The sequence below is a fragment of the Planomonospora parontospora genome (genome assembly GCA_014647935.1).
Taxonomy (GTDB): domain Bacteria; phylum Actinomycetota; class Actinomycetes; order Streptosporangiales; family Streptosporangiaceae; genus Planomonospora; species Planomonospora parontospora.
This window is the reverse complement of record BMQD01000010.1, coordinates 70,296-88,959: the sequence shown is the minus strand read 5'-3', so window position 1 is coordinate 88,959 and position 18,664 is coordinate 70,296. Positions and strand designations below refer to the sequence as shown.

General features: G+C 72.8%; 19 protein-coding genes. 9 read left to right on the top strand and 10 right to left on the bottom strand.

Going from position 1 to position 18,664, the window contains the following annotated elements; translation table 11 throughout:
* Positions 1-54: 54 nt before the first annotated feature.
* Both recX and rny read left to right on the top strand, forming a co-directional pair.
* Complete coding sequence (gene recX, locus IEZ07_RS17110) at positions 55-789, top strand: recombination regulator RecX (protein ID WP_191895663.1); 735 nt, start codon at positions 55-57, stop codon at positions 787-789.
* A 278-nt stretch (positions 790-1,067) separates the two neighbouring features.
* Positions 1,068-2,687 (top strand): ribonuclease Y, encoded by a 1,620-nt coding sequence (gene rny / locus IEZ07_RS17105; RefSeq protein ID WP_191895662.1) that lies wholly within the window; start codon positions 1,068-1,070, stop codon positions 2,685-2,687.
* Positions 2,688-2,755: 68 nt separating this feature from the next.
* On the opposite strand, the gene IEZ07_RS17100 is transcribed toward rny, so the two are convergent.
* From IEZ07_RS17100 to IEZ07_RS17065, 8 genes are all read right to left on the bottom strand, one after another.
* Entirely contained in the window at positions 2,756-3,463 is a 708-nt protein-coding gene (locus IEZ07_RS17100; protein WP_191895661.1) for a hypothetical protein, read from the bottom strand.
* Complete coding sequence (locus IEZ07_RS17095; RefSeq protein WP_191895660.1) at positions 3,460-4,380, bottom strand: ATP-binding cassette domain-containing protein; 921 nt, start codon at positions 4,378-4,380, stop codon at positions 3,460-3,462. The genes IEZ07_RS17100 and IEZ07_RS17095 overlap by 4 nt, the downstream gene beginning before the upstream one ends.
* Positions 4,377-4,736, bottom strand: coding sequence for a GntR family transcriptional regulator (locus IEZ07_RS17090; RefSeq protein WP_068896924.1), 360 nt, complete (start codon positions 4,734-4,736; stop codon positions 4,377-4,379). Before IEZ07_RS17090 ends, IEZ07_RS17095 begins: the two co-directional genes overlap by 4 nt.
* Positions 4,737-5,079: 343 nt before the next feature.
* Entirely contained in the window at positions 5,080-7,017 is a 1,938-nt protein-coding gene (locus IEZ07_RS17085) for a S9 family peptidase (RefSeq protein WP_191895659.1), read from the bottom strand.
* Between the two features lie 266 nt (positions 7,018-7,283).
* Positions 7,284-8,168, bottom strand: coding sequence for an amino acid ABC transporter permease (locus IEZ07_RS17080; RefSeq protein WP_191895658.1), 885 nt, complete (start codon positions 8,166-8,168; stop codon positions 7,284-7,286).
* Positions 8,165-8,833: an amino acid ABC transporter permease gene (locus IEZ07_RS17075; protein WP_191895657.1), complete on the bottom strand. Its 669-nt coding sequence runs from the start codon at positions 8,831-8,833 to the stop codon at positions 8,165-8,167. Before IEZ07_RS17075 ends, IEZ07_RS17080 begins: the two co-directional genes overlap by 4 nt.
* 70 nt (positions 8,834-8,903) lie before the next feature.
* Complete coding sequence (locus tag IEZ07_RS17070) at positions 8,904-9,788, bottom strand: glutamate ABC transporter substrate-binding protein (protein WP_191895656.1); 885 nt, start codon at positions 9,786-9,788, stop codon at positions 8,904-8,906.
* A gap of 55 nt (positions 9,789-9,843) precedes the next feature.
* The gene (locus IEZ07_RS17065) at positions 9,844-10,599 is read right to left on the bottom strand and encodes an amino acid ABC transporter ATP-binding protein (protein ID WP_191895655.1); all 756 of its coding nucleotides are present in this window, start codon (positions 10,597-10,599) and stop codon (positions 9,844-9,846) included.
* A 152-nt stretch (positions 10,600-10,751) separates the two neighbouring features.
* On the opposite strand from IEZ07_RS17065, the gene miaB reads away from it, so the two are divergent.
* From miaB to IEZ07_RS17050, 3 genes are all read left to right on the top strand, one after another.
* Positions 10,752-12,251: a tRNA (N6-isopentenyl adenosine(37)-C2)-methylthiotransferase MiaB gene (miaB, locus tag IEZ07_RS17060; RefSeq protein ID WP_068896918.1), complete on the top strand. Its 1,500-nt coding sequence runs from the start codon at positions 10,752-10,754 to the stop codon at positions 12,249-12,251.
* A gap of 255 nt (positions 12,252-12,506) precedes the next feature.
* Positions 12,507-13,115: a hypothetical protein gene (locus IEZ07_RS17055; RefSeq protein WP_191895654.1), complete on the top strand. Its 609-nt coding sequence runs from the start codon at positions 12,507-12,509 to the stop codon at positions 13,113-13,115.
* A gap of 118 nt (positions 13,116-13,233) precedes the next feature.
* Positions 13,234-13,920 (top strand): class III extradiol ring-cleavage dioxygenase family protein, encoded by a 687-nt coding sequence (locus IEZ07_RS17050; protein WP_191895653.1) that lies wholly within the window; start codon positions 13,234-13,236, stop codon positions 13,918-13,920.
* A gap of 22 nt (positions 13,921-13,942) precedes the next feature.
* Here IEZ07_RS17050 and IEZ07_RS17045 read toward each other — a convergent pair whose 3' ends face one another.
* Positions 13,943-14,866, bottom strand: a complete 924-nt coding sequence (locus IEZ07_RS17045) for a ribonuclease Z (RefSeq protein ID WP_191895652.1) — start codon at positions 14,864-14,866, stop codon at positions 13,943-13,945.
* 19 nt (positions 14,867-14,885) lie between these two features.
* Here IEZ07_RS17045 and IEZ07_RS17040 point away from each other — a divergent pair, with 19 nt between their 5' ends.
* Positions 14,886-15,401 (top strand): methylated-DNA--[protein]-cysteine S-methyltransferase, encoded by a 516-nt coding sequence (locus tag IEZ07_RS17040; protein ID WP_239320053.1) that lies wholly within the window; start codon positions 14,886-14,888, stop codon positions 15,399-15,401.
* A 162-nt stretch (positions 15,402-15,563) separates the two neighbouring features.
* Here the strand turns inward: IEZ07_RS17040 and IEZ07_RS17035 are convergent, their stop codons facing one another.
* The gene (locus IEZ07_RS17035; RefSeq protein ID WP_068896913.1) at positions 15,564-15,800 is read right to left on the bottom strand and encodes an antitoxin; all 237 of its coding nucleotides are present in this window, start codon (positions 15,798-15,800) and stop codon (positions 15,564-15,566) included.
* Between the two features lie 94 nt (positions 15,801-15,894).
* Here IEZ07_RS17035 and miaA point away from each other — a divergent pair, with 94 nt between their 5' ends.
* From miaA to IEZ07_RS17020, 3 genes are all read left to right on the top strand, one after another.
* Positions 15,895-16,800 carry a tRNA (adenosine(37)-N6)-dimethylallyltransferase MiaA gene (gene miaA / locus IEZ07_RS17030; protein WP_068896912.1) on the top strand — a complete coding sequence of 302 codons (906 nt, stop codon included), beginning with the start codon at positions 15,895-15,897 and terminating at the stop codon, positions 16,798-16,800.
* 204 nt (positions 16,801-17,004) lie between these two features.
* Complete coding sequence (gene dapF / locus IEZ07_RS17025) at positions 17,005-17,811, top strand: diaminopimelate epimerase (RefSeq protein ID WP_191895650.1); 807 nt, start codon at positions 17,005-17,007, stop codon at positions 17,809-17,811.
* 68 nt (positions 17,812-17,879) lie between these two features.
* Entirely contained in the window at positions 17,880-18,638 is a 759-nt protein-coding gene (locus IEZ07_RS17020; RefSeq protein ID WP_239320050.1) for an SCO6745 family protein, read from the top strand.
* The last annotated feature ends 26 nt before the right edge of the window (positions 18,639-18,664 follow it).

Sequence of the window (18,664 nt, the reverse complement as noted above, 5' to 3'; positions counted from 1 at the left end):
GGATGGTCAAGGATCCCGGTCTGAAGACCGGAGCCGCCACGCTGGAGGCGTTCGGTGACGGGACCTGACCCCGGTCCGGCCGGTGAGACCGGACCGGGAGACTGGGGAGCCTGGCCTGACCGGCCCGAGCCCGGTCCCGCCCGGACGGGCCGGCGCGGCGGCCGGAGGCGGCGCGGCGTGCCGGAGGGCGGCGGGGGGAGCGGGGCCCGGGACGAAGGCAGAGGGTTCCCCCCCGACGGCCCCGCCGAGGGCTCTCCGGAGGGTCAGGGGCCTCCGGCGGATCCACAGGCGGTGGCGCGGGCGATCTGCCTGCGCCTGCTGACCATGGCGCCGCGCACCCGGGCGCAGCTCGCGGAGGCCCTGCGCAAACGCGAGGTCCCCGAGGACGCGGCCGAGGCCGTGCTGGAGAGGTTCTCCGAGGTCGGCCTCATCGACGACGAGGCGTTCGCGGCGGCGTGGGTGAGCTCGCGCCACACCGGGCGGGGGCTGGCCCGGCGCGCACTGGCCTCGGAGCTCCGGCACCGCGGGGTGGACGAGGACACCGTCAAGGAGGCGGTCGAGCAGCTCGACCCCGAGCAGGAGGCCGAGACCGCCCGCCGTCTCGTGGCGCGCAAGCTCCGCGCCACCCGGGGGCTGGAGCCCGCCGTCCGGACGCGGCGGCTGGCGGGCATGCTCGCCCGCAAGGGATACGGCCCCGGTCTGGCCTTCCGTGTCATCCGGGAGGTGCTGGAGAGCGAGGAGGCGGATGATCCGGTCGTTCCCGACGATCCGGATCTTCCGTTCGCGTGAGGAGAACACGCGGGCCAGCGGGTCTTTGCTTGCCCGTTACCTCTTCGACGCTTAATCTCGACTCCAGTGAGGAGTTACTCCGCGCAGTGCGGATTGTCATAACGGTGAACTACGGACGTGTGAGCTTGACGGCACGGGCGGGCGAGGTGTCGGCGAGAGGAGCCGGCGCGGTGCCGGTCCTGGGTTGATACCTGTCCTGGTGGCTGTACCGCTGGGCTCTCCGTGCCGTGCGTGTGACCCCTCGTGTGCTTGGCTGAAGCGAGGAGGGCGGGGCGCGCATGGAGCCAGTTGTGGTCGTCATGTTGGCGGGGACGCTTGTGGTTCTTGCCGGGGCGACGATAACCCTGCTGGTCCTGCTGCTCCGCCGCACCGGGGCCGGGTTCGGCAAGGCGGCGGGGCCCTCTCCCGAGCAGCTCGAGGAGGTCCACGCCGAGCTGGAGGAGGTCCGGCGCGAGGCGGAGGAGCTCCGCAGCCGGGCCGAGCGGGAGGCCGGGGAGATCCTCCGCCGCTCCGAGGCGGCGGCCGAGAGCGCCTCCCAGATGCGCAGGGAGGTCGAGGCCGAGACCAAGGTGCTCAAGTTCGAGCTCAAGGAGCTCCGCGCCGACCTGGAGCGCAGGGAGAACCGCCTGGCGGAGCGGGAGCAGCGGCTCGACGAGGAGGCCAGGCGCCAGGCCGAGCGGGCCCGCAAGCTCGCCGAGACGGAGACCGAGCTGGCCGACCGCCGTGCGGATCTCGACAGGGTCGCCGAGGAGCGCAGGGCGGTCCTGGAGCGGGTGGCCGGGCTGACCGGCGCGCAGGCGAAGGCCGAGCTGGTCATGGAGATCGAGAACCAGGCCAAGCGCGAGGCCGCGCTGATCGTCCGGGAGATCGAGAGCGAGGCGCGCAGGGAGGGCGAGAAGCGCGCCACCAAGATCGTCACCCTGGCGGTCCAGCGGGTGGCCACCGAGCAGACCGCCGAGTCCGTGGTGAGCGTGCTGCACCTGCCCGGCGACGAGATGAAGGGCCGCATCATCGGCCGCGAGGGCCGCAACATCCGCGCCTTCGAGTCGACCACCGGCGTCAATCTGATCATCGACGACACGCCCGAGGCGGTGCTGCTGTCCTGCTTCGACCCGGTGCGGCGGGAGACGGCCCGGCTCACGCTGGAGAAGCTCGTGCTGGACGGGCGCATCCACCCCCAGCGCATCGAGGACGCCTACGAGCGCAGCCGGGCGGAGGTGCAGGAGCTGTGCGTGCGCGCGGGCGAGGACGCCCTGGTGGAGCTCGGCATCACCGACATGCACCCCGAGCTGGTCACCCTGCTCGGCCAGCTGCGCTACCGCACCTCCTACGGGCAGAACGTCCTCGGCCATCTCGTCGAGTCCGCCCACATCGCCGGGATCATGGCCGCCGAGCTCAAGCTGGACCAGATGCTGCTCAAGCGCTGCACGGTGCTGCACGACATCGGCAAGGCCCTCACCCACGAGGTCGAGGGCAGCCACGCGCTGATCGGCGCGGAGATCGCCCGCCGGTACGGCGAGCACGAGGACGTCGTCCACGCCATCGAGGCGCACCACAACGAGGTCGAGGTCCGCACGGTCGAGGCGGTCCTGACGCAGGCCGCCGACGCGATCAGCGGCGGCCGTCCGGGTGCGCGGCGCGAGTCGCTGGAGGCCTACGTCAAGCGGCTGGAGCGGCTGGAGGAGATCGCCCAGTCCTACGAGGGCGTGGAGAAGGTCTTCGCCATGCAGGCGGGCCGGGAGATCCGGGTCATGGTCAAGCCGGACGCGGTGGACGACATCCAGGCGTCGGTCATCGCCCGGGACGTGGCCAAGCAGATCGAGGAGGAGCTGACCTACCCGGGGCAGATCCGCATCACCGTGGTCCGCGAGTCCCGGGCGACCGAGTTCGCCCGCTGACGTCCCGCTCCACCGGGTCCGCCCGTCGGAGACGCGCCGTGGGGGAGGAGCGGTCGGGCCCCTCCCCGCTAGCGGTTGCGCAGCGGCACGTCGCGGATGATCGCCCAGGTCGCCGCGAGGCCGAACACGAAGACGCCCAGGCCCACGCCGAGTGCCAGGCCCGTCGACTGTGGCAGATCCGCGGAGAGGCCGGAGAGGCGGTCCCCGATGAAAGGCAGCCGCAGTTCCTTGCCGATCGCTCCTTCGACGAGGATCCACAGGCCGACGCCGACCGGGATCAGCAGCAGCCCGCCGCCCTGCCAGCGGTAGAAGCCGGCCGCGATGAAGGCGCCGGCCACGATCCAGGCGACGAACTCGACCAGGTACTCGGCGAAGACGAGCGGCACCTGGGTCGGCTCGGTGAACAGGTGAACCCGGTCGATCACCTGCGGGCGGCCGGCCAGGCCGTAGAGCAGGGTCTCCAGCAGGTAGCCGACCGTGATCAGGGCGGACAGGAACGGGGCGAACAGGGCGATGGTGACGGCGGCCTGCGCGCCGAACTGGCGGCGCGTCTGCCCGTGCGCGAGGTAGAGCGGCAGGTACTCCCGGATCAGGGCCACCCCGACGAACAGGGCATACCACCGGGGCAGCTGGACGGCGGCCTCCCATGCGCTCCGGTTGAGCGTGCCGAAGACGTCGACGCCGACCGCGATCACGGCGACGACCACGACGTAGGCGGCGAACAGCAGCAGGGCGAAGTAGGAGTGGGCGGCGAGGAGCCGGGTGGGGAATCTCATCGGGTCTCTCCGGTGCGGAGCTCTGCGGCGGGGGGTGCTTCGGCCCCGGAGGTTCCGGAGCCTCCGGTCAGGTGGATGAACAGGTCCTGCAGGTCGATCGGGCCGAGCTCGAGCCCGGACGCGGCGGCCTCCCCGCGCCGGGCGTCGTCGAGGTCGCCGTAGAGCATCGCCGACTTCGTCGGCCCGAGCTGCCTGGCGCCGAGCACGGTCAGCCCGGCGGTGAAGGCGTCGACCTGCGCGGTGGGCCCGGTCACGGCCGTCCCCCTGGAGAGCAGGGCCTGGCTCTCCTCGTGCACGACCAGCCGGCCCCTGTCGATGATCACGACTTCCTCGAAGAGCGAGCTCACCTCCTCGATGAGGTGGGTGGAGAGGACGATCGTGCGGGGGTGGGCGATGTAGTCGGCGAGCAGCGCGTCGTAGAACGCCTGCCGGGAGGGGGCGTCCATGCCCAGGTAGGACTCGTCGAACATGGTCAGCGGCGCCCGGCCGGCCAGGCCGATCACCACGCCCACCGCCGAGCGCTGCCCCTTGGACATCTCCTTGACGTTCTTCTTCGGGTCGATCCCGAACAGGTCCAGCAGCGAGCGGGCGTAATCGCCGTCCCAGTCCGGGCGGAGCCACTCGGCGAAGAAGATCGCGTCTTCGGCGCTGCCGATGTCGACGGTCTCGCCGGTGTCCCGGATCAGGCTGATCCGGCCGGTGACGGACCCGTTCTCGAACACCGGCCGCCCGTCGATCCGCACGTCGCCCGCCGTCTGCCTGCGGAAGCCGGCCAGCACCGAGAGCAGGCTCGTCTTGCCCGAGCCGTTGCGGCCGAGCAGCCCGTAGATCTTCCCGGGTTCCAGGCTGAGCGTCAGCCCGTCCAGCGCCGTGACGTCGCCGTAGCGCAGCACCAGGCCCTCGACGTCGATCCTCATCGCTCCTCCAGCTGCTTGATGCGCTCGATCACGTCGCCGAGCGGGATGCCGACGGTCTTGGCCTGGGCGACCATCGGGTCGACCACGTCGGTGAAGAAGTTCTCCCTGCGCTCTGCCCTGAGCGCGTCCCGGGCGTCCGGGCTGACGAACATGCCGATACCTCGTTTCTTGTAGAGGACGCCTTCCTCGACCAGTTGCTGGAACGCCTTGGCCGCCGTGGCCGGGTTGATCCGGTAGAAGGCGGCGTACTGGTTGGTGGACATGACCTGCTCGTCGCCCTTGAGCGCCTCGCTCAGCACGTCCGCCTTGATGCGGTCGGCTATCTGCCGATAGATCGGGCTCCGGTCATCGAACATGGCACCTGCTTCTATGGTTCATTACTTCACTAATGAACCATAGAAGGCATGCGGGAACGAGTCAACCGCCCCGGGCGCCGGGGCGGTGTGCGGAGGGGCCGCCCCGACGTGACCGCCGCAGGACCGTTCGGGCGGAAGGGCTGGGGGCGGCTCAGGTGGTAAGGCTTCGGGGCCGTCCGGATGAAGAGGGTCGGGGCGGCTCAGGCGGGGAGACTCCGGGGCCGTCCGGGTGGAGAGGCCCGGGACGGGACCGGAGCGGGGATCGGGTGGAGGGTGGAAGGGGCCGGAGCGGGGATCGGGTGGAGGGTGGAAGGGGTCGGGGGAGTCAAGGAGGCGAGGGCCGTCAGGCGAAGAAGATCTGCTGGTAGAAGGCCAGCTCGGCGGCGAGCGCCGCACTGCGGGTCTCGGCGCGGCGGAAGCCGTGGGACTCGCCTTCGAAGGTGAGGTACGTGCAGGGCACCCCGCGTTCGGCGAGGGCGTCGGCGAACGCCTCCGACTGGGCCGGCGGGACCACGGGATCGGAGAGGCCCTGCAGCAGCAGCATGGGGCAGGTCACCCCGGCGACCTGCCCCAGGGGCTCGCGGGAGCCGTACAGGGCGGGGTCGGAGGGGCCGACCAGCCACTCGATGTAGCGGGACTCGAAGTCGTGGGTGGTCTCAGCGAACGGGCCGAGGGCGCTCACCCCGTAGTATGAGACGCCCCCGGCGAAGGCGCCGGAGCGCGCGCAGGCCGCCATGACCGTCCAGCCGCCCGCGCTGCCGCCCCGGATCGCGATGCGCGCCGGATCCGCCAGGCCCTCCTCGGCCAGCCACTCGGCCGCCGCGATCGCGTCCTCCACGTCGACCACGCCCCACTGGCCGCGCAGCCGCTCGCGGTAGGCGCGGCCGTACCCTGTGGAGCCGCCGTAGTTGACGTCGATGACGCCGATGCCGCGGCTGGTGAAGAACGCCTTCTTCAGGTCGAGCGCCGTCGAGCCGTAACCCGTGGGGCCGCCGTGGACGAACACGACGTACGGCGGCGGGCCGTCGCCGCGGGCCTCCGGGTTGGACGGCGGGTAGACGTGGGCGTGCACCCGGCGGCCGAACCGCCCCTCGATCTCCACGGTGCGCGGGACCGGCAGGTAGGCGATGTCGGGCAGTTCGTCGACGTCGCGCCGGAGCCCCTCCACCCGACCGGTCACGGTGTCCACCCGGACGACCGACTGGGGAATCGCCGGGCCGTACCCGATCCCGGCGAGCGTGCGCCCGTCGGCGGCCAGGGCGGGCAGCCAGCCGTCGTAGGGCACGTCGAGGTCGGTCAGCGTGCCGTCGGCCGGGTCGAGGAGGCCCAGCCGCAGCTCCCCCTGTCCGTGCAGGACCGCGAGCCGCCCGTCGTCCAGCACGGCGTACGGCGAGCCGCCGAGCTGCCACAGCGGTCCGGCGAACTCCTCCTCGGCGGGGTGGATCGCCTGCGGGGAGGTGCCGAATATCCCGACCTGGTAGAGATTCCACCAGCCCGACCAGTCGGAAACCAGGTAGAGGTGCCGGTCGTCGCGCCACTGCGGGGCGAGCACGGACTCGGTGACACCGCCCTTGACGGTCCAGGAGGCGCCGTCGGCCAGCCGGGTGATCCGCAGCTCGGTGCCGTTCCACGGCATGAGCGGGTGGTTCCAGCAGATGTAGGCCAGGTGCTCGCCGTCGGGGGACAGCACGGGGGAGGCGTAGAAGTCGCTCCCGGAGACCCGCTCGCGGGGCTCGGCGCCGCCGTGCAGCGGGACGGAGACGATCGACCGGCTGACCTTGCCGTCGCCGTCACCGCTGTCGGAGCCGCCGTCGTGCCGTTCCTGGACGCACCACACCTGCCCGTCGCGGACGGTCAGGTCGGCGTAGCGCAGCCCCGCCTCCCGCTCCGGCTCCGGCGTGATCGGCCGCGGCTCGGCGCCGGGGGTCAGCAGGTAGAGGCGCTGGTCGGCCAGGTTGGCGAAGACGACGCTCCGGCCTGTGCCTTCACCGGGGTCCCCGCCGGGGCCCTCGCCGGGGACCACCGCGTAGGACCGCCCGCCGTACTCGTGGACGCGGGTCCTGGCGCTCCACGGCGCGGGCAGCAGCTCCCGGCGGACGCCGTCGGCGCCCCGGTGCATGATCGTGGTCCGCCCGCCCTCGGCGGGGCGGTCCTCGGTCCACCACACCTCGTCACCGAGCACGGCGGGGAAGGCGAGCTGCAGCCCGGAGCGGGCGACGTCGGCGGTGGAGACGGGGGAGGGCCAGGCGGCGTACGGCAGGAGATCACGCTCTGCGGGCATGCCGTAATCCTGCCCGATAACACGTCGCGTGTCGCCGGTATGACGTTCGGACGTTCCCGGATCCGCCGTCCCGTCCGGATGGGGAGCCGGAGGCGAGGGGCGGAAGACCGCGGGGAGAGGCGGGACGCGTCCGGGCCGGAGATCGCGGTGAGGCGGGACGCGTCCGGATGGGGAGCCGGAGGCGAGGGGGCGGCGGAGACCGCGGGGAGGCGTCCGACCGGAGGCGGGGGGCGGGCGGCCTGATCGGCCGCCCGCCCTCGGCCGGGTCAGTCCACCGCGGAGACGCCGCCTCCGGGCACGCCCACCGCGCCGGGCGGGGCGACCGGGGCGGCGGAGGTCTTCCGGCTGCGCCGGCTGCGCTTCTCCAGCCAGGTCGCCAGGGCGCTGAGCGCCATGTTGAGCCCGACGTAGATGACCCCGACGACGATCGCCGCGGGGATGAGGGACCCGAAGAAGACCGCCGGAAGGATCTTGAAGCCCGTGTTGAGCAGGTCCACGTAGGCGATGATGTAGCCCAGCGCGGTGTCCTTGAGCAGCACGACGAGCTGGCTCACGATCGCCGGCATCATCGCGGTCACCGCCTGGGGCAGCAGGACCATCCGCATGACCTGGTTCTTGCGCAGGCCGATGGCGTAGGCCGCCTCGGACTGGCCCCGGGGCACCGACAGCACGCCCGCCCTGACCACCTCGGCCAGCACCGACCCGTTGTAGAGGGTGAGTCCGGCGACCACCGCCATGAAGGCGTAGTCGCCGCCGCCCATCACGCTGGGCGCCAGGTAGAAGATGAAGAAGATCAGCAGCAGCAGCGGGATGGCCCGGAAGACCTCCACGACCACGCCCGCGGGGATCCTGATCCATGCGTGGTCGGAGAGCCGGGCCAGGCCGAACACGGCGCCGAAGACGAGCGCGAGGACCGCTGCCAGCCCCGCCGCCTTCAACGTGCCGAGCAGGCCCGGCAGGATGTGCGTCGTCCAGGTCTCCGGCCGCAGGAATGGCTCCCAGATCCTGCCCTCCCACTGGCCCTTCTCGTCGAACTTGGCGTAGACGAAGTACAGCAGCGCGGCGATCGCGGCCAGGGCGGCGACCGTGTAGACGGCGTTGCGCGCGCGGGCCCGGGGGCCCGGCACGTCGAAGAGGACCGAGGTGCTCATCGGGCCACCGCCAGCCGCCGGCCCAGCCAGCCGGTCAGGAAGCCGATCGGCAGGGTGAACGCCATGAAGGCCACCGCGAGGCCGAGGAAGATGGGGATCGACGCTCCGGTGTCGTCGAAGGTGTCCTTCATGACGAACGCCGACTCGGCAAGGTAGCCTCCCGCGACCGCGACCGTGGTGTTCTTGATCATGGCGATGATCACGCTGCCGAGCGGGGCGATCACCGTGCGGAACGCCTGCGGCAGGATGATCAGCCGGAGCGACTGCAGGAAGGTGAGCCCGATGGCGCGCGCCGCCTCGGCCTGCCCGAGCGGGACCGTGTTGATGCCCGAGCGCAGCGCCTCGCAGACGAATGAGGCGGTGTAGATCGACAGGCCCAGCACGACCAGCCAGAACGAGTTGGTGCTAGGCGTCTGGGAGAGGGTCAGCCCCAGGGTGTCGCTGAGCCCGAGCGCGGAGAAGGCCAGCACGAGGGTGAGCGGGGTGTTCCGCACGATGTTGACGTAGAGGGTCCCGGCCGCGCGCAGGACGGGCGTCGGTGAGACGCGCATCGACACCAGGACCGTGCCGAGGATGAGCGAGAGGACCCCGCACATCACGGAGAGCTTCACGTTCTCCAGGAAGCCCTCGGCGAGGGCCGGGCCGTACTTGATCAGGTCATTCATGGTGCTCCACAGCGAAGACGGCGGCGGCCGGTGCCCCCAGCGGGGTCACCGGCCGCCACGTGAGGCCGGACTACGCGCAGGGCTCGAACTGCGGGGCGGCCGTCGGGGGCTTGAGGCCCTGGGCTCCCGCGAACCACTTGTCGAACAGCTTCTGCGCGGTGCCGTCCTGGTACATCTTGGTGATCGCCGCGTTGACGGCCTCACACGTCTTGGTGTCGCCCTTCTTCAGGCCGACGCCGTACTTCTCGTCGGTGAACGGCTGGCCGAGGATCTTGAAGCCGCCGCCGGCCTGCTTGGCGAAGCCCGCCAGGATCAGGTCGTCGGTCGTCACCGCGTCCAGGTTGTTGCCGCCGAGCTTCTGCACGCACTCGGAATAGGTCGCGGCGCCCACCAGCTGGGCGTCCAGGTCCAGCTCGCCGTCCGGCGGCGGGTCGGTGATCCGCTTGTAGGAGTTGGAGCCGGCCGCCTGGCAGATGCGCTTGCCCGCCAGGTCCTGCGGCTTGGTGATCTTGGTGTCGTCGGCGCGGACCATGACGTCCTGGTGGGCCACGATGTACGGCCCGCCGAAGGTCACCTTCTCCTTGCGGCTGTCGGTGATCGAGTAGGTCGCGAAGATGATGTCCACGGTGCCGTTGGCGAGGAAGGCCTCGCGGTTGGACGACGCGGACTCCTTCCACTCGATCTCGACGTCGGCGCCGCCCGCGAGCTCCTTGACGACGTACTTGGCGACCTCGACGTCGAAGCCCTCCGGCTCGGCGCCGGTCTTCAGGCCCAGGCTCGGCTGGTCCCACTTGGTGCCGACGACCAGCTTCTTGGCGCCCTTGGCCTTGTCGACGACCGTGGTGTAGGCCGTGGTGTCGCCACCGCCGCCGCCGCTGTCGCTCCCGCAGGCCGCGAGGCCCAGGGTGAGCGCACCCGCCGCGGCGATCGCCGCACCGATACGCATTACTCGCATGTTCCGTTTCCTCTTCTTCGTCGTCGTCGGAATGAACAGCCTGCCCGGGAGACGGTCAGTGCGTCAGGATCTTGGAGAGGAAGTCCTTGGCCCGGTCGGTCCTGGGGGCGGTGAAGAACTCGTCGGGGGTGTTCTCCTCGACGATCTGCCCCTCGGCCATGAACACCACGCGGTTGGCCGCGCGCCGCGCGAAGCCCATCTCGTGGGTGACGACCATCATCGTCATGCCGTCACGGGCGAGGCCGACCATGACGTCGAGCACCTCCTGGACCATCTCCGGGTCCAGCGCCGAGGTCGGCTCGTCGAACAGGATCATCTTGGGGTCCATGGCCAGCGCGCGGGCGATGGCCACGCGCTGCTGCTGGCCGCCGGACAGCTGCGCCGGGTACTTCGACGCCTGGCTGCCGATGCCGACCCGCTCCAGCAGCTCCATGCCGCGCTGCTCGGCCTGCGCCCTGGCGACGCCCCGGACCCGGATCGGCCCGAGCGTGACGTTCTCCAGGATCGTCTTGTGGGCGAACAGGTTGAAGGACTGGAACACCATGCCGACCTCGGAGCGGAGCCTGGCCAGCGCCTTCCCCTCGGCGGGCAGCGGCTGCCCGTCGAACGTGATCGTCCCGCCGTCGACGGTCTCCAGCCGGTTGATCGCCCGGCACAGCGTGGACTTGCCCCCTCCGGAGGGGCCGATGACGACCAGCACCTCGCCGCGCGAGATCGTGAGGTTGATGTCACGCAGCACGTGGAGGCTGCCGAAGTGCTTGTTGACCCCTTCGAGCACGACAAGAGGAGTCGCGTCCCCGTTCTCCGTCATGGAGGACAACGTAATTCGGTGAAGGGCACCCCGTGCTAACCCTGCGGTACCGATCCGGTCACGACCTGCCCGAACACCCCCGCGAGACGGGTGGAGCGGGCATGATCGGGGGCTCCGCGAGGTCGGAGAAGCGCCTACCCTTGTGTATTGAGATGACTGTCACCGTGGAGAGCGCCCGCACGTACGAGGTTCGTACCTACGGGTGCCAGATGAACGTGCACGACTCCGAGCGCCTGTCGGGCCTGCTGGAGGACGCGGGATACGTCCCCGCGGCCGAGGGGGAGACGGCCGACGTGGTCGTGTTCAACACCTGCGCCGTCCGGGAGAACGCCGACAACCGCCTCTACGGCAACCTCGGCCACCTGCGACCGGCGAAGACCGACAACCCCGGCATGCAGATCGCCGTGGGCGGCTGCCTGGCGCAGAAGGACCAAGGCGAGATCGTCCGCCGGGCGCCCTGGGTCGACGTGGTGTTCGGCACGCACAACATCGGCTCGCTGCCGGTCCTCCTCGAGCGCGCGCGCATCGCGCAGGAGGCCCAGGTCGAGATCAAGGAGTCCCTGGAGACCTTCCCGAGCACGCTGCCGACCAAGCGCGAGTCCGCCTACGCCGCCTGGGTCTCGGTCTCGGTCGGGTGCAACAACACCTGCACCTTCTGCATCGTGCCCTCGCTGCGCGGCAAGGAGAAGGACCGCCGTCCCGGAGACGTCCTGGCCGAGGTCCGGACCCTGGTCGGCCAGGGCGTCCTGGAGATCACCCTGCTGGGCCAGAACGTCAACACCTACGGCGTCGAGTTCGGCGACCGGCTCGCCTTCGGCAAGCTCCTGCGGGCCTGCGGCGACGTCGAGGGCCTGGAGCGGGTCCGCTTCACCAGCCCGCACCCGGCGGCCTTCACCGACGACGTCATCGCGGCCATGGCCGAGACGCCCAACGTGATGCACCAGCTGCACATGCCGCTGCAGTCCGGCTCCGACCGGGTCCTGAAGGCGATGCGCCGCTCCTACCGGGCCGAGCGCTACCTGGGCATCATCGAGCGGGTGCGCGCGGCCATGCCGGACGCGGCCATCTCCACCGACATCATCGTGGGCTTCCCCGGCGAGACCGAGGAGGACTTCCAGGCCACGCTGGACGTGGTGCGGGAGTCGCGCTTCGCCAACGCCTTCACCTTCCAGTACTCCATCCGGCCGGGCACGCCCGCCGCCACGATGGACGGCCAGATCCCCAAGGAGGTCGTGCAGGAGCGCTACGACCGGCTGGTCGAGCTGCAGAACGAGATCTCCTGGGCGGAGAACAAGAAGCAGGTCGGCCGGACTCTCGAGGTGCTGGTGGCCGAGGGCGAGGGCCGCAAGGACGAGGCGACCCGCCGCCTGTCCGGCCGGGCCCCCGACAACCGCCTGGTGCACTTCGTCCCGGGTGACGAGGTCCCGCGCCCGGGTGACATGGTCCGCGTCGAGGTCACCTATGCCGCACCGCACCACCTGGTGGCCGACGGGCCCGCGCTGAGCCTCCGCCGGACCCGCGCGGGCGACGCCTGGGAGGCCCGCCGGTCCGCGCCCGCGGGCGCCGCCTCCGGCGTCATGCTGGGCATGCCGTCGATCGGTCGGCCCGCCCCCGTCGCGCAGGAGACCCCGGGCTGCTCCATCGGCTCCTGAGGCTGTACGGGCCCGCCTTCGCCTCCCGTGGGCCGGTACGGCCCCGGTTCCGGGAGCGGAGGTGCGGGCCCGCCTCCGCCTCCCAGGGGCCGGTACGGGTCCGCCTCGCGGGCGGGTTCGGGCGGGTCCGCGGAAAAGATGACAAGTCGTGATCATTGTGTGGTTGCGGCGCGAGCATTTCCCTGCTGTGGCTAGTGTGATTCGGCACCCGCGGAAGCCGTGGAGGTTTCCCCGAGAACCGCAGGGAGTTGTCGAATGCACGTCCCCTCCACCCCCGACCGTCCCGAACAGCGGGAGGAAGCGGAGACCCTCACCGGTCCCGGCCGCGGATCCCGGCGCGGATCCGGCCGCGGACGGGCCCCGGCCCCCGGGGGGAGGCGCGGCCTGGCCATAGCCGCCGCCTCCGCCGCGGCCGTGCTCCTGGTGGGCGGCGTCGCCGCCTACACCTTCGCCTCCTCCGGCGACGAGGGCGGCTCCGTCTCGGTGCCGCAGTCGCCCGGGGCCGGAAAGGACGAGCGGCAGGAGCCCGCCGGCGAGGACGGCGCGCCGGCCGGTGAGGACCAGGACCAGAACGCCTCCGGCGGATCGGAGGAGGACGCCTCCGGTGGGACGGAGGAGGACGCCTCCGGCGGATCGTCCGGCGGGTCCTCCGGTGATTCCTCCGCCGGCTCCGCCGGGTCGGGCTCGGGCGGCTCGACCGCGAGCACCTCCGGCGGGGACTCCGGCGCCTCGCGCGCCAAGCCCTCCACCCCGGCCCGGGAGAAGCAGAGCGGCACGCCGTCCCAGCAGGGCGAGGAGGGCTACACCGACCCGCGCTCCGACGGCGCCCCCGGCTTCGTCGCCCCGCAGGGCCCCACGGGCTGAACCGGCGCGGGTCCCGCGGGCGATCAGGTGCGCGCTCCGCGGGCTGGACCGGCGCGGATCCCGCCGGTCGCGCCCTGCGGGGCTCAACGGGCGAACCGCTGTGGGCTAGTCTGGCGGCGTGCTCGTCGCCGCCGCCGTCTGCCCGCACCCCCCGCTGCTGGTCCCCGAACTGGCCGGGGCCGCCGCCGGTGAGCTGGACGGGCTCCGGGAGGCCTGCGCGGTCGCCGTGGACGGCCTGCGGGACGCGCGGCCCGACGCCGTCGTGGTCGTCGGCGGAGCCGACGAGGCCGCGGACCACGGGCCCGACGCCGCCGGGGGCCTCGCCCCCTGGGGAGTGGACGTCCGGACCGGTGCGGGCGAGCCGGTCCTGCCGCTCTCGCTGACGATCGGCCGCCGGCTGCTGGAGGCGGGCGGCCTGGCCGCCGCCGCGTTCCACGCGGTGCCCTTCGACGCCTCCCGCCAGGAGTGCGCGGCCCTGGGCAGGCGTCTGGCGGACCGGGCCGGGCGAGTGGCGATGCTGGTCATGGGCGACGGCTCGGCCCGCCTGACCGAGAAGTCGCCGGGCTACCTCGACACCCGCGCGCGGCCGTACGACGAGGAGATCGCCGGCGCGTTCGCCCGGGGAGAGGCGCCGGACCTCGACCCCGCCGAGGCCGCGGAGCTCTGGGTCGCGGGCCGGGCGGCCTTCCACGTCCTCGCCGCCGCAGCCGGGACAGGGGGCCCGTTCAGCGGGGAGGTCCTCTACCACGACGCCCCCTACGGCGTCGGTTACATCGTGGCCGGGCTCCGGTCGCGGGGCGCCTGACGCCCGGCGCCGGACGGGAGGGTCAGGCGCGCCCGGGCACGGGCACCCGCAGCAGGTCGTGGGCCAGGACGACGTCACCGCCGAAGGCCGCGCGGGCCTCGTCCAGGAAACGGGGTTCGTCGTCCGTGCCGTAGCGCTCGGAGACATGGGTCAGGACCAGGCGGCGGACCCCGCACTCGGCCGCCACCCGGCCGGCCTGCCCGGCGGTGAGGTGGCCGTACCGCGCGGCCAGCTCCGACTCCGCCGACAGGAACGTCGACTCGATCACCAGCAGGTCCGTCCCCTCGGCGAGCGCGAACACCCCGTCGCACAGGCGGGTGTCCATGACGAACGCGGCGCTCTGCCCGCGGCGGACCTCGCTGCACTCATCCAGCCGCACGGTGGAGCCGTCCGGCGCGGTCACCGCACCGGTTCTCTGGAGCTCGCCGACGGCGGGGCCGTGGACGCCCCGCTCCCGCAGCCGCTCGGGGAGCATCCGGCGGCCGTCCGGCTCGTCGACGCGGTAGCCGTACGACTCGACGGGATGGGAGAGCGGGCGCGCGGTGAGGGTGACCGGGCCCGCGTCGAAGGACGCGGACGGTCCGGAGACGGGACGCTCGGCGATCACGGAGGTGTCGGCGAAGACGGCGGCGTGGCGCAGCCGGCGCCAGTAGGTCTCTCCGCTCGCCGGGTAGGCGGCCTGGACGGGATGCTCGACGCCGTCCCTGGCGATGCGCTGGACGATCCCGGGCACGCCCAGGCAGTGGTCGCCGTGGAAGTGGGTGACGCAGATCCAGGTGATGTCGTGGGCGCTCGTGCCCGCGTGGAGCATCTGGCGCTGGGTGCCCTCGCCGGGGTCGAACAGGAAGCCCTGGCCGTCCCAGCGCAGCAGGTAGCCGTTGTGGTTACGGTGTCGGGTGGGGACCGCGCTGGAGGTGCCGAGGACGACGAGCTCGCGAAGGGACATGATCTCAATGCTAGGAACCGTGGCCTTCGGAAGCGCGCCGACCCCGCTCGGCGAGATGTCCGTCGCCGTCACCGGGGACGGCGTGGCGGGTGTGTGCTGGGGCGACGACGGCCGGCTCAGGGCGCGGTTGCTGGACCGGCCCGGCCTGACCGAGGCGGACGACCCGGAGCGGACCGCTCCCGTGCTCGGTGAGCTGGCCGCCTACTACGCGGGGGAGCTGCGGGTCTTCGCCGCCCGCGTCGACTGGCGGCTGACCACCCCCGTGCAGCGCGCGGTCCTCGGCACGCTGCACGAGACGGTGCCGTACGGCCGCGCGGTGACGTACGGCGAGCTGGCCGCGCGCAGCGGGACGGGCGTGCCGGCCCGGGCCATCGGATCGATCATGGGCGCCAACCCGGTCCCGGTCATCGTGCCCTGTCACCGGGTGGTGGCGGGCAACGGACTGGGCGGGTTCAGCGGGGGAGAGGGCGTGGAGTCCAAGCGGTGGCTGCTGACCCTGGAGGGCTACCTGCAGCCGACGCTCGACTGGGACTGAGCACTCGGAGGGCCGGGAGCCGGGTGACGGCCCGGGCCGGGGGCCGGCAGACCGGAGCGGGGGTGCGGGGAGCCCGGAGCCCGGAGGCCGGAGCGAGGGCGCGGGGAGCCCGGAGCCGGGCGCGGGGCCGTCCGGGGCGCGCCCGGACGGCCCCGCCGGAGGTCAGCCGTTCTGCCCGGCCTCCGGTGCGTTCCGGGCGTCCGGAGCCGGGTCGGTCCGGCCGTCGATGCCCTCGGCCATCTCCCTGGCCTTGTCGGCGGCCATGCCGACATGCTCCTCGTGCCCGGCGAACCTCTGCCCGGCGGCCTGCTCACCCTTGTCGATGCCCTGCTCGGCGAGTTCCTCGATCTTGTCCGAGTGCTCGCCCATCAGGTCCTTGCCACGGTCGAAGACGGACATGGCGATCCCCCTGTGACTGCTGGTCGGATGCGGCGGTGCGCCGTCGCGGGCGCCGCCATCCGCAGACCCTTCCCGGTGTTGGGACACTTATCCCGTGCCTCAGCTACCCGTCATCGCCGTCGTCGGTCCCACGGCGGCCGGAAAGTCCGATCTCGCCGTCGATCTCGCCCTGGAACTGGGGGGCGAAGTGATCAACGCCGACTCCATGCAGCTCTACCGGGGCATGGACATCGGCACGGCGAAACTGACGATGGAGGAGCGGCGCGGGGTCCCGCACCACCTGCTGGACGTCTGGGACGTGCGGCGCACGGCGAGCGTGGCGGAGTACCAGGAGCGGGTGCGGCCGCTGATGGACGACCTGCTGGCCCGGGGGGTGGTGCCGATCCTGGTCGGCGGGTCCGGGCTCTACGTGCGGGCCGCCCTCGACGACCTGGAGTTCCCCGGCACCGATCCGGGGATCCGGGCCCGGCTGGAGGCCGAGCTGGAGGCGCACGGCCCGGCTCCGCTGCACGAGCGGCTGCGCGGCCTGGACCCGGAGGCGGCCGGGGCGATCCTGCCGAGCAACGGCCGCAGGATCGTCCGCGCGCTGGAGGTCGTCGAGCTGACCGGGAGGCCGTTCTCCGCCTCGATGCCCTCCTACGACGCGGTCTACGACAGCGTGCAGCTCGGCGTCGAGGTGCCCAGGCCCGTGCTGGACGAGCGGGTCGCGCTCCGGGTGGACCGCATGTGGCGGGCCGGGCTGGTGGAGGAGGTCCGGGAGCTGGCGGGGCGGGGCCTGGCCGAGGGCCGGACCGCCGGTCGTGCGCTCGGCTACGCCCAGGTGCTGCGCTTCCTGGCCGGGGAGTGGACCGAGGAGCAGGCCAGGGAGGAGACGGTCCGGGCGACGCGCCGGTTCGTCCGCCGGCAGGAGTCGTGGTTCCGCCGCGACCCCCGGGTGGTCTGGCTCCCCCAGCAGGCCCCCGATCTCCTGGAACGGGCCCTGGCGCAGGTCCGCCGGTGAGCGGCGGGACCGGTGGGGCGCGCCCCGGGTCCGGCTTCCGGTCCCGGTCCCGGTCCCGGTCCCGGTCCCGGTCCCGGTTCCTGGCCCTGGCCCTGGCTCGGTCCCGACCCGGTCCCGACCCGGTCCCGGTTCCGGTCCCAGGCCCGGTTGCGGGACCGGCGGAGCCCGTCGGGGCGGGGTTCGGGGCGTGGATAGGGTGAGGGCATGCGCTTCGTGAAGGGCCACGGCACCGAGAACGACTTCGTCATCCTCCCCGACCCGGAGGGCGAGCTGGATCTGTCCGGCTCCCTCGTGGCGGCGATCTGCGACCGCAGGGCGGGGATCGGCGCCGACGGGGTGCTGCGGGTGGTGCGCACCAAGCTCAGCCCGGAGGTGGCCGACCAGGCGGACGAGGCGGAGTGGTTCATGGACTACCGCAACGCCGACGGCAGCCTGGCCGAGATGTGCGGCAACGGTACGCGGGTCTTCGCCCGCTACCTGGTCGACGCCGGTCTGGCGGAGGCCGGCGAGTTCGCCGTGGCCACCCGGGCGGGCGTCAGGCGGGTGCGGCTGGCGGAGACCGGTGACGTGGCGGTGGACATGGGCCCGCCCCGGGTGCTGGGTGAGAGCCGGGCGACCGTGGCCGGGCGGGAGTACGGCGGGCTCCGCGTCGACATGGGCAACCCCCACCTGGCCTGCGTCATCGGCGACCCGGTGGCCGGTCTCGACCTGACCCGCCGGCCCGGGTTCGACCCCGGGGCCTTCCCGCACGGGGTGAACGTCGAGCTGATCAACGCGGTGGGCCCGCGCCGGATCGTGATGCGGGTCTTCGAACGCGGCTCGGGGGAGACGCGGTCCTGCGGGACCGGCGCGGTCGCCTCGGCGGTGGCCGCCGCGCATTTGGCAGGGGAGAGCACGGGCAGCTGGGAGGTCGAGGTGCTCGGCGGCACGGTCACCGTCACCCTCGACGGGCGGACCAGCCATCTGGCCGGTCCCGCCGTCCTCGTGGCCTCCGGAGAGCTCTCCTTCTGATCGGGACTTGCCGAGTGTTGTTCTGGTGAGTCATCCTGGGTTCCTTCGATGAACCCAGGAGGGGTGCCATGGTGGACTCACAGGCGACGGCGGCGGCGGCCAAGGCGGCGATCGGGAAGCTCGGCGGCGGCTTCATGATCTCGCGCGAGGCCAAGGCGGTGAGCGAGCGGGCCGGGCTGGCCGGGCGGGCCATGTACTTCCGCGGCCGGTGCGGCGTGCTCGGCGAGGTGGACGCGGACGTGGTCCGCTCCGCCGTGGCCTTCTTCCCCGCCGGGCACGTCCGGGCCAACTGGGAGGCCGGGCGGTCGCTGCCGGTGGACAAGGCGGTGGAGCTCTACGCGGAGGCCTGCCACGCCTGGGGCCGCCGCCGGCTCGGCTCCTTCGACGGAGCCGCCCGCCTGGCGGAGCTGCTGGAGCGGGTGGCCGCCGAGGCGGAGGTGGCGGGCGCCCCGCTCTTCGCCGGGTGGCGGGCCGTGCCCCTGCCGGACGACGCCCCGGCCCGGGCGACCCAGCTCATGCACGTGCTCCGCGAACTGCGCGGCGGTCTGCACGCGGTGGCGGTGCTGGCCGAGGGGCTGACCCCGCTGCAGGCCATGCTGCTCGAATCGCACGAGTCCCCGCTGGGCGACATGCCGGGGGAGGCCATGGCGCGCTTCTTCGAGTGGCCGGAGCCGTACCCGGTGCCCGGCCCGGAGCTCGCCGGGGCCCGGGCACGGGCCGAGGAGCTCACCGACCGGCTGATGGCGCCCGCCTTCGCGGTGCTGGACGAGGCGGAGTCGGCGGAGCTGACCGATCTGCTCGGTGAGGCCCGGGCGGTCGCGGGATAGCCGCCGATCCGCTCGGCGAGACCGGA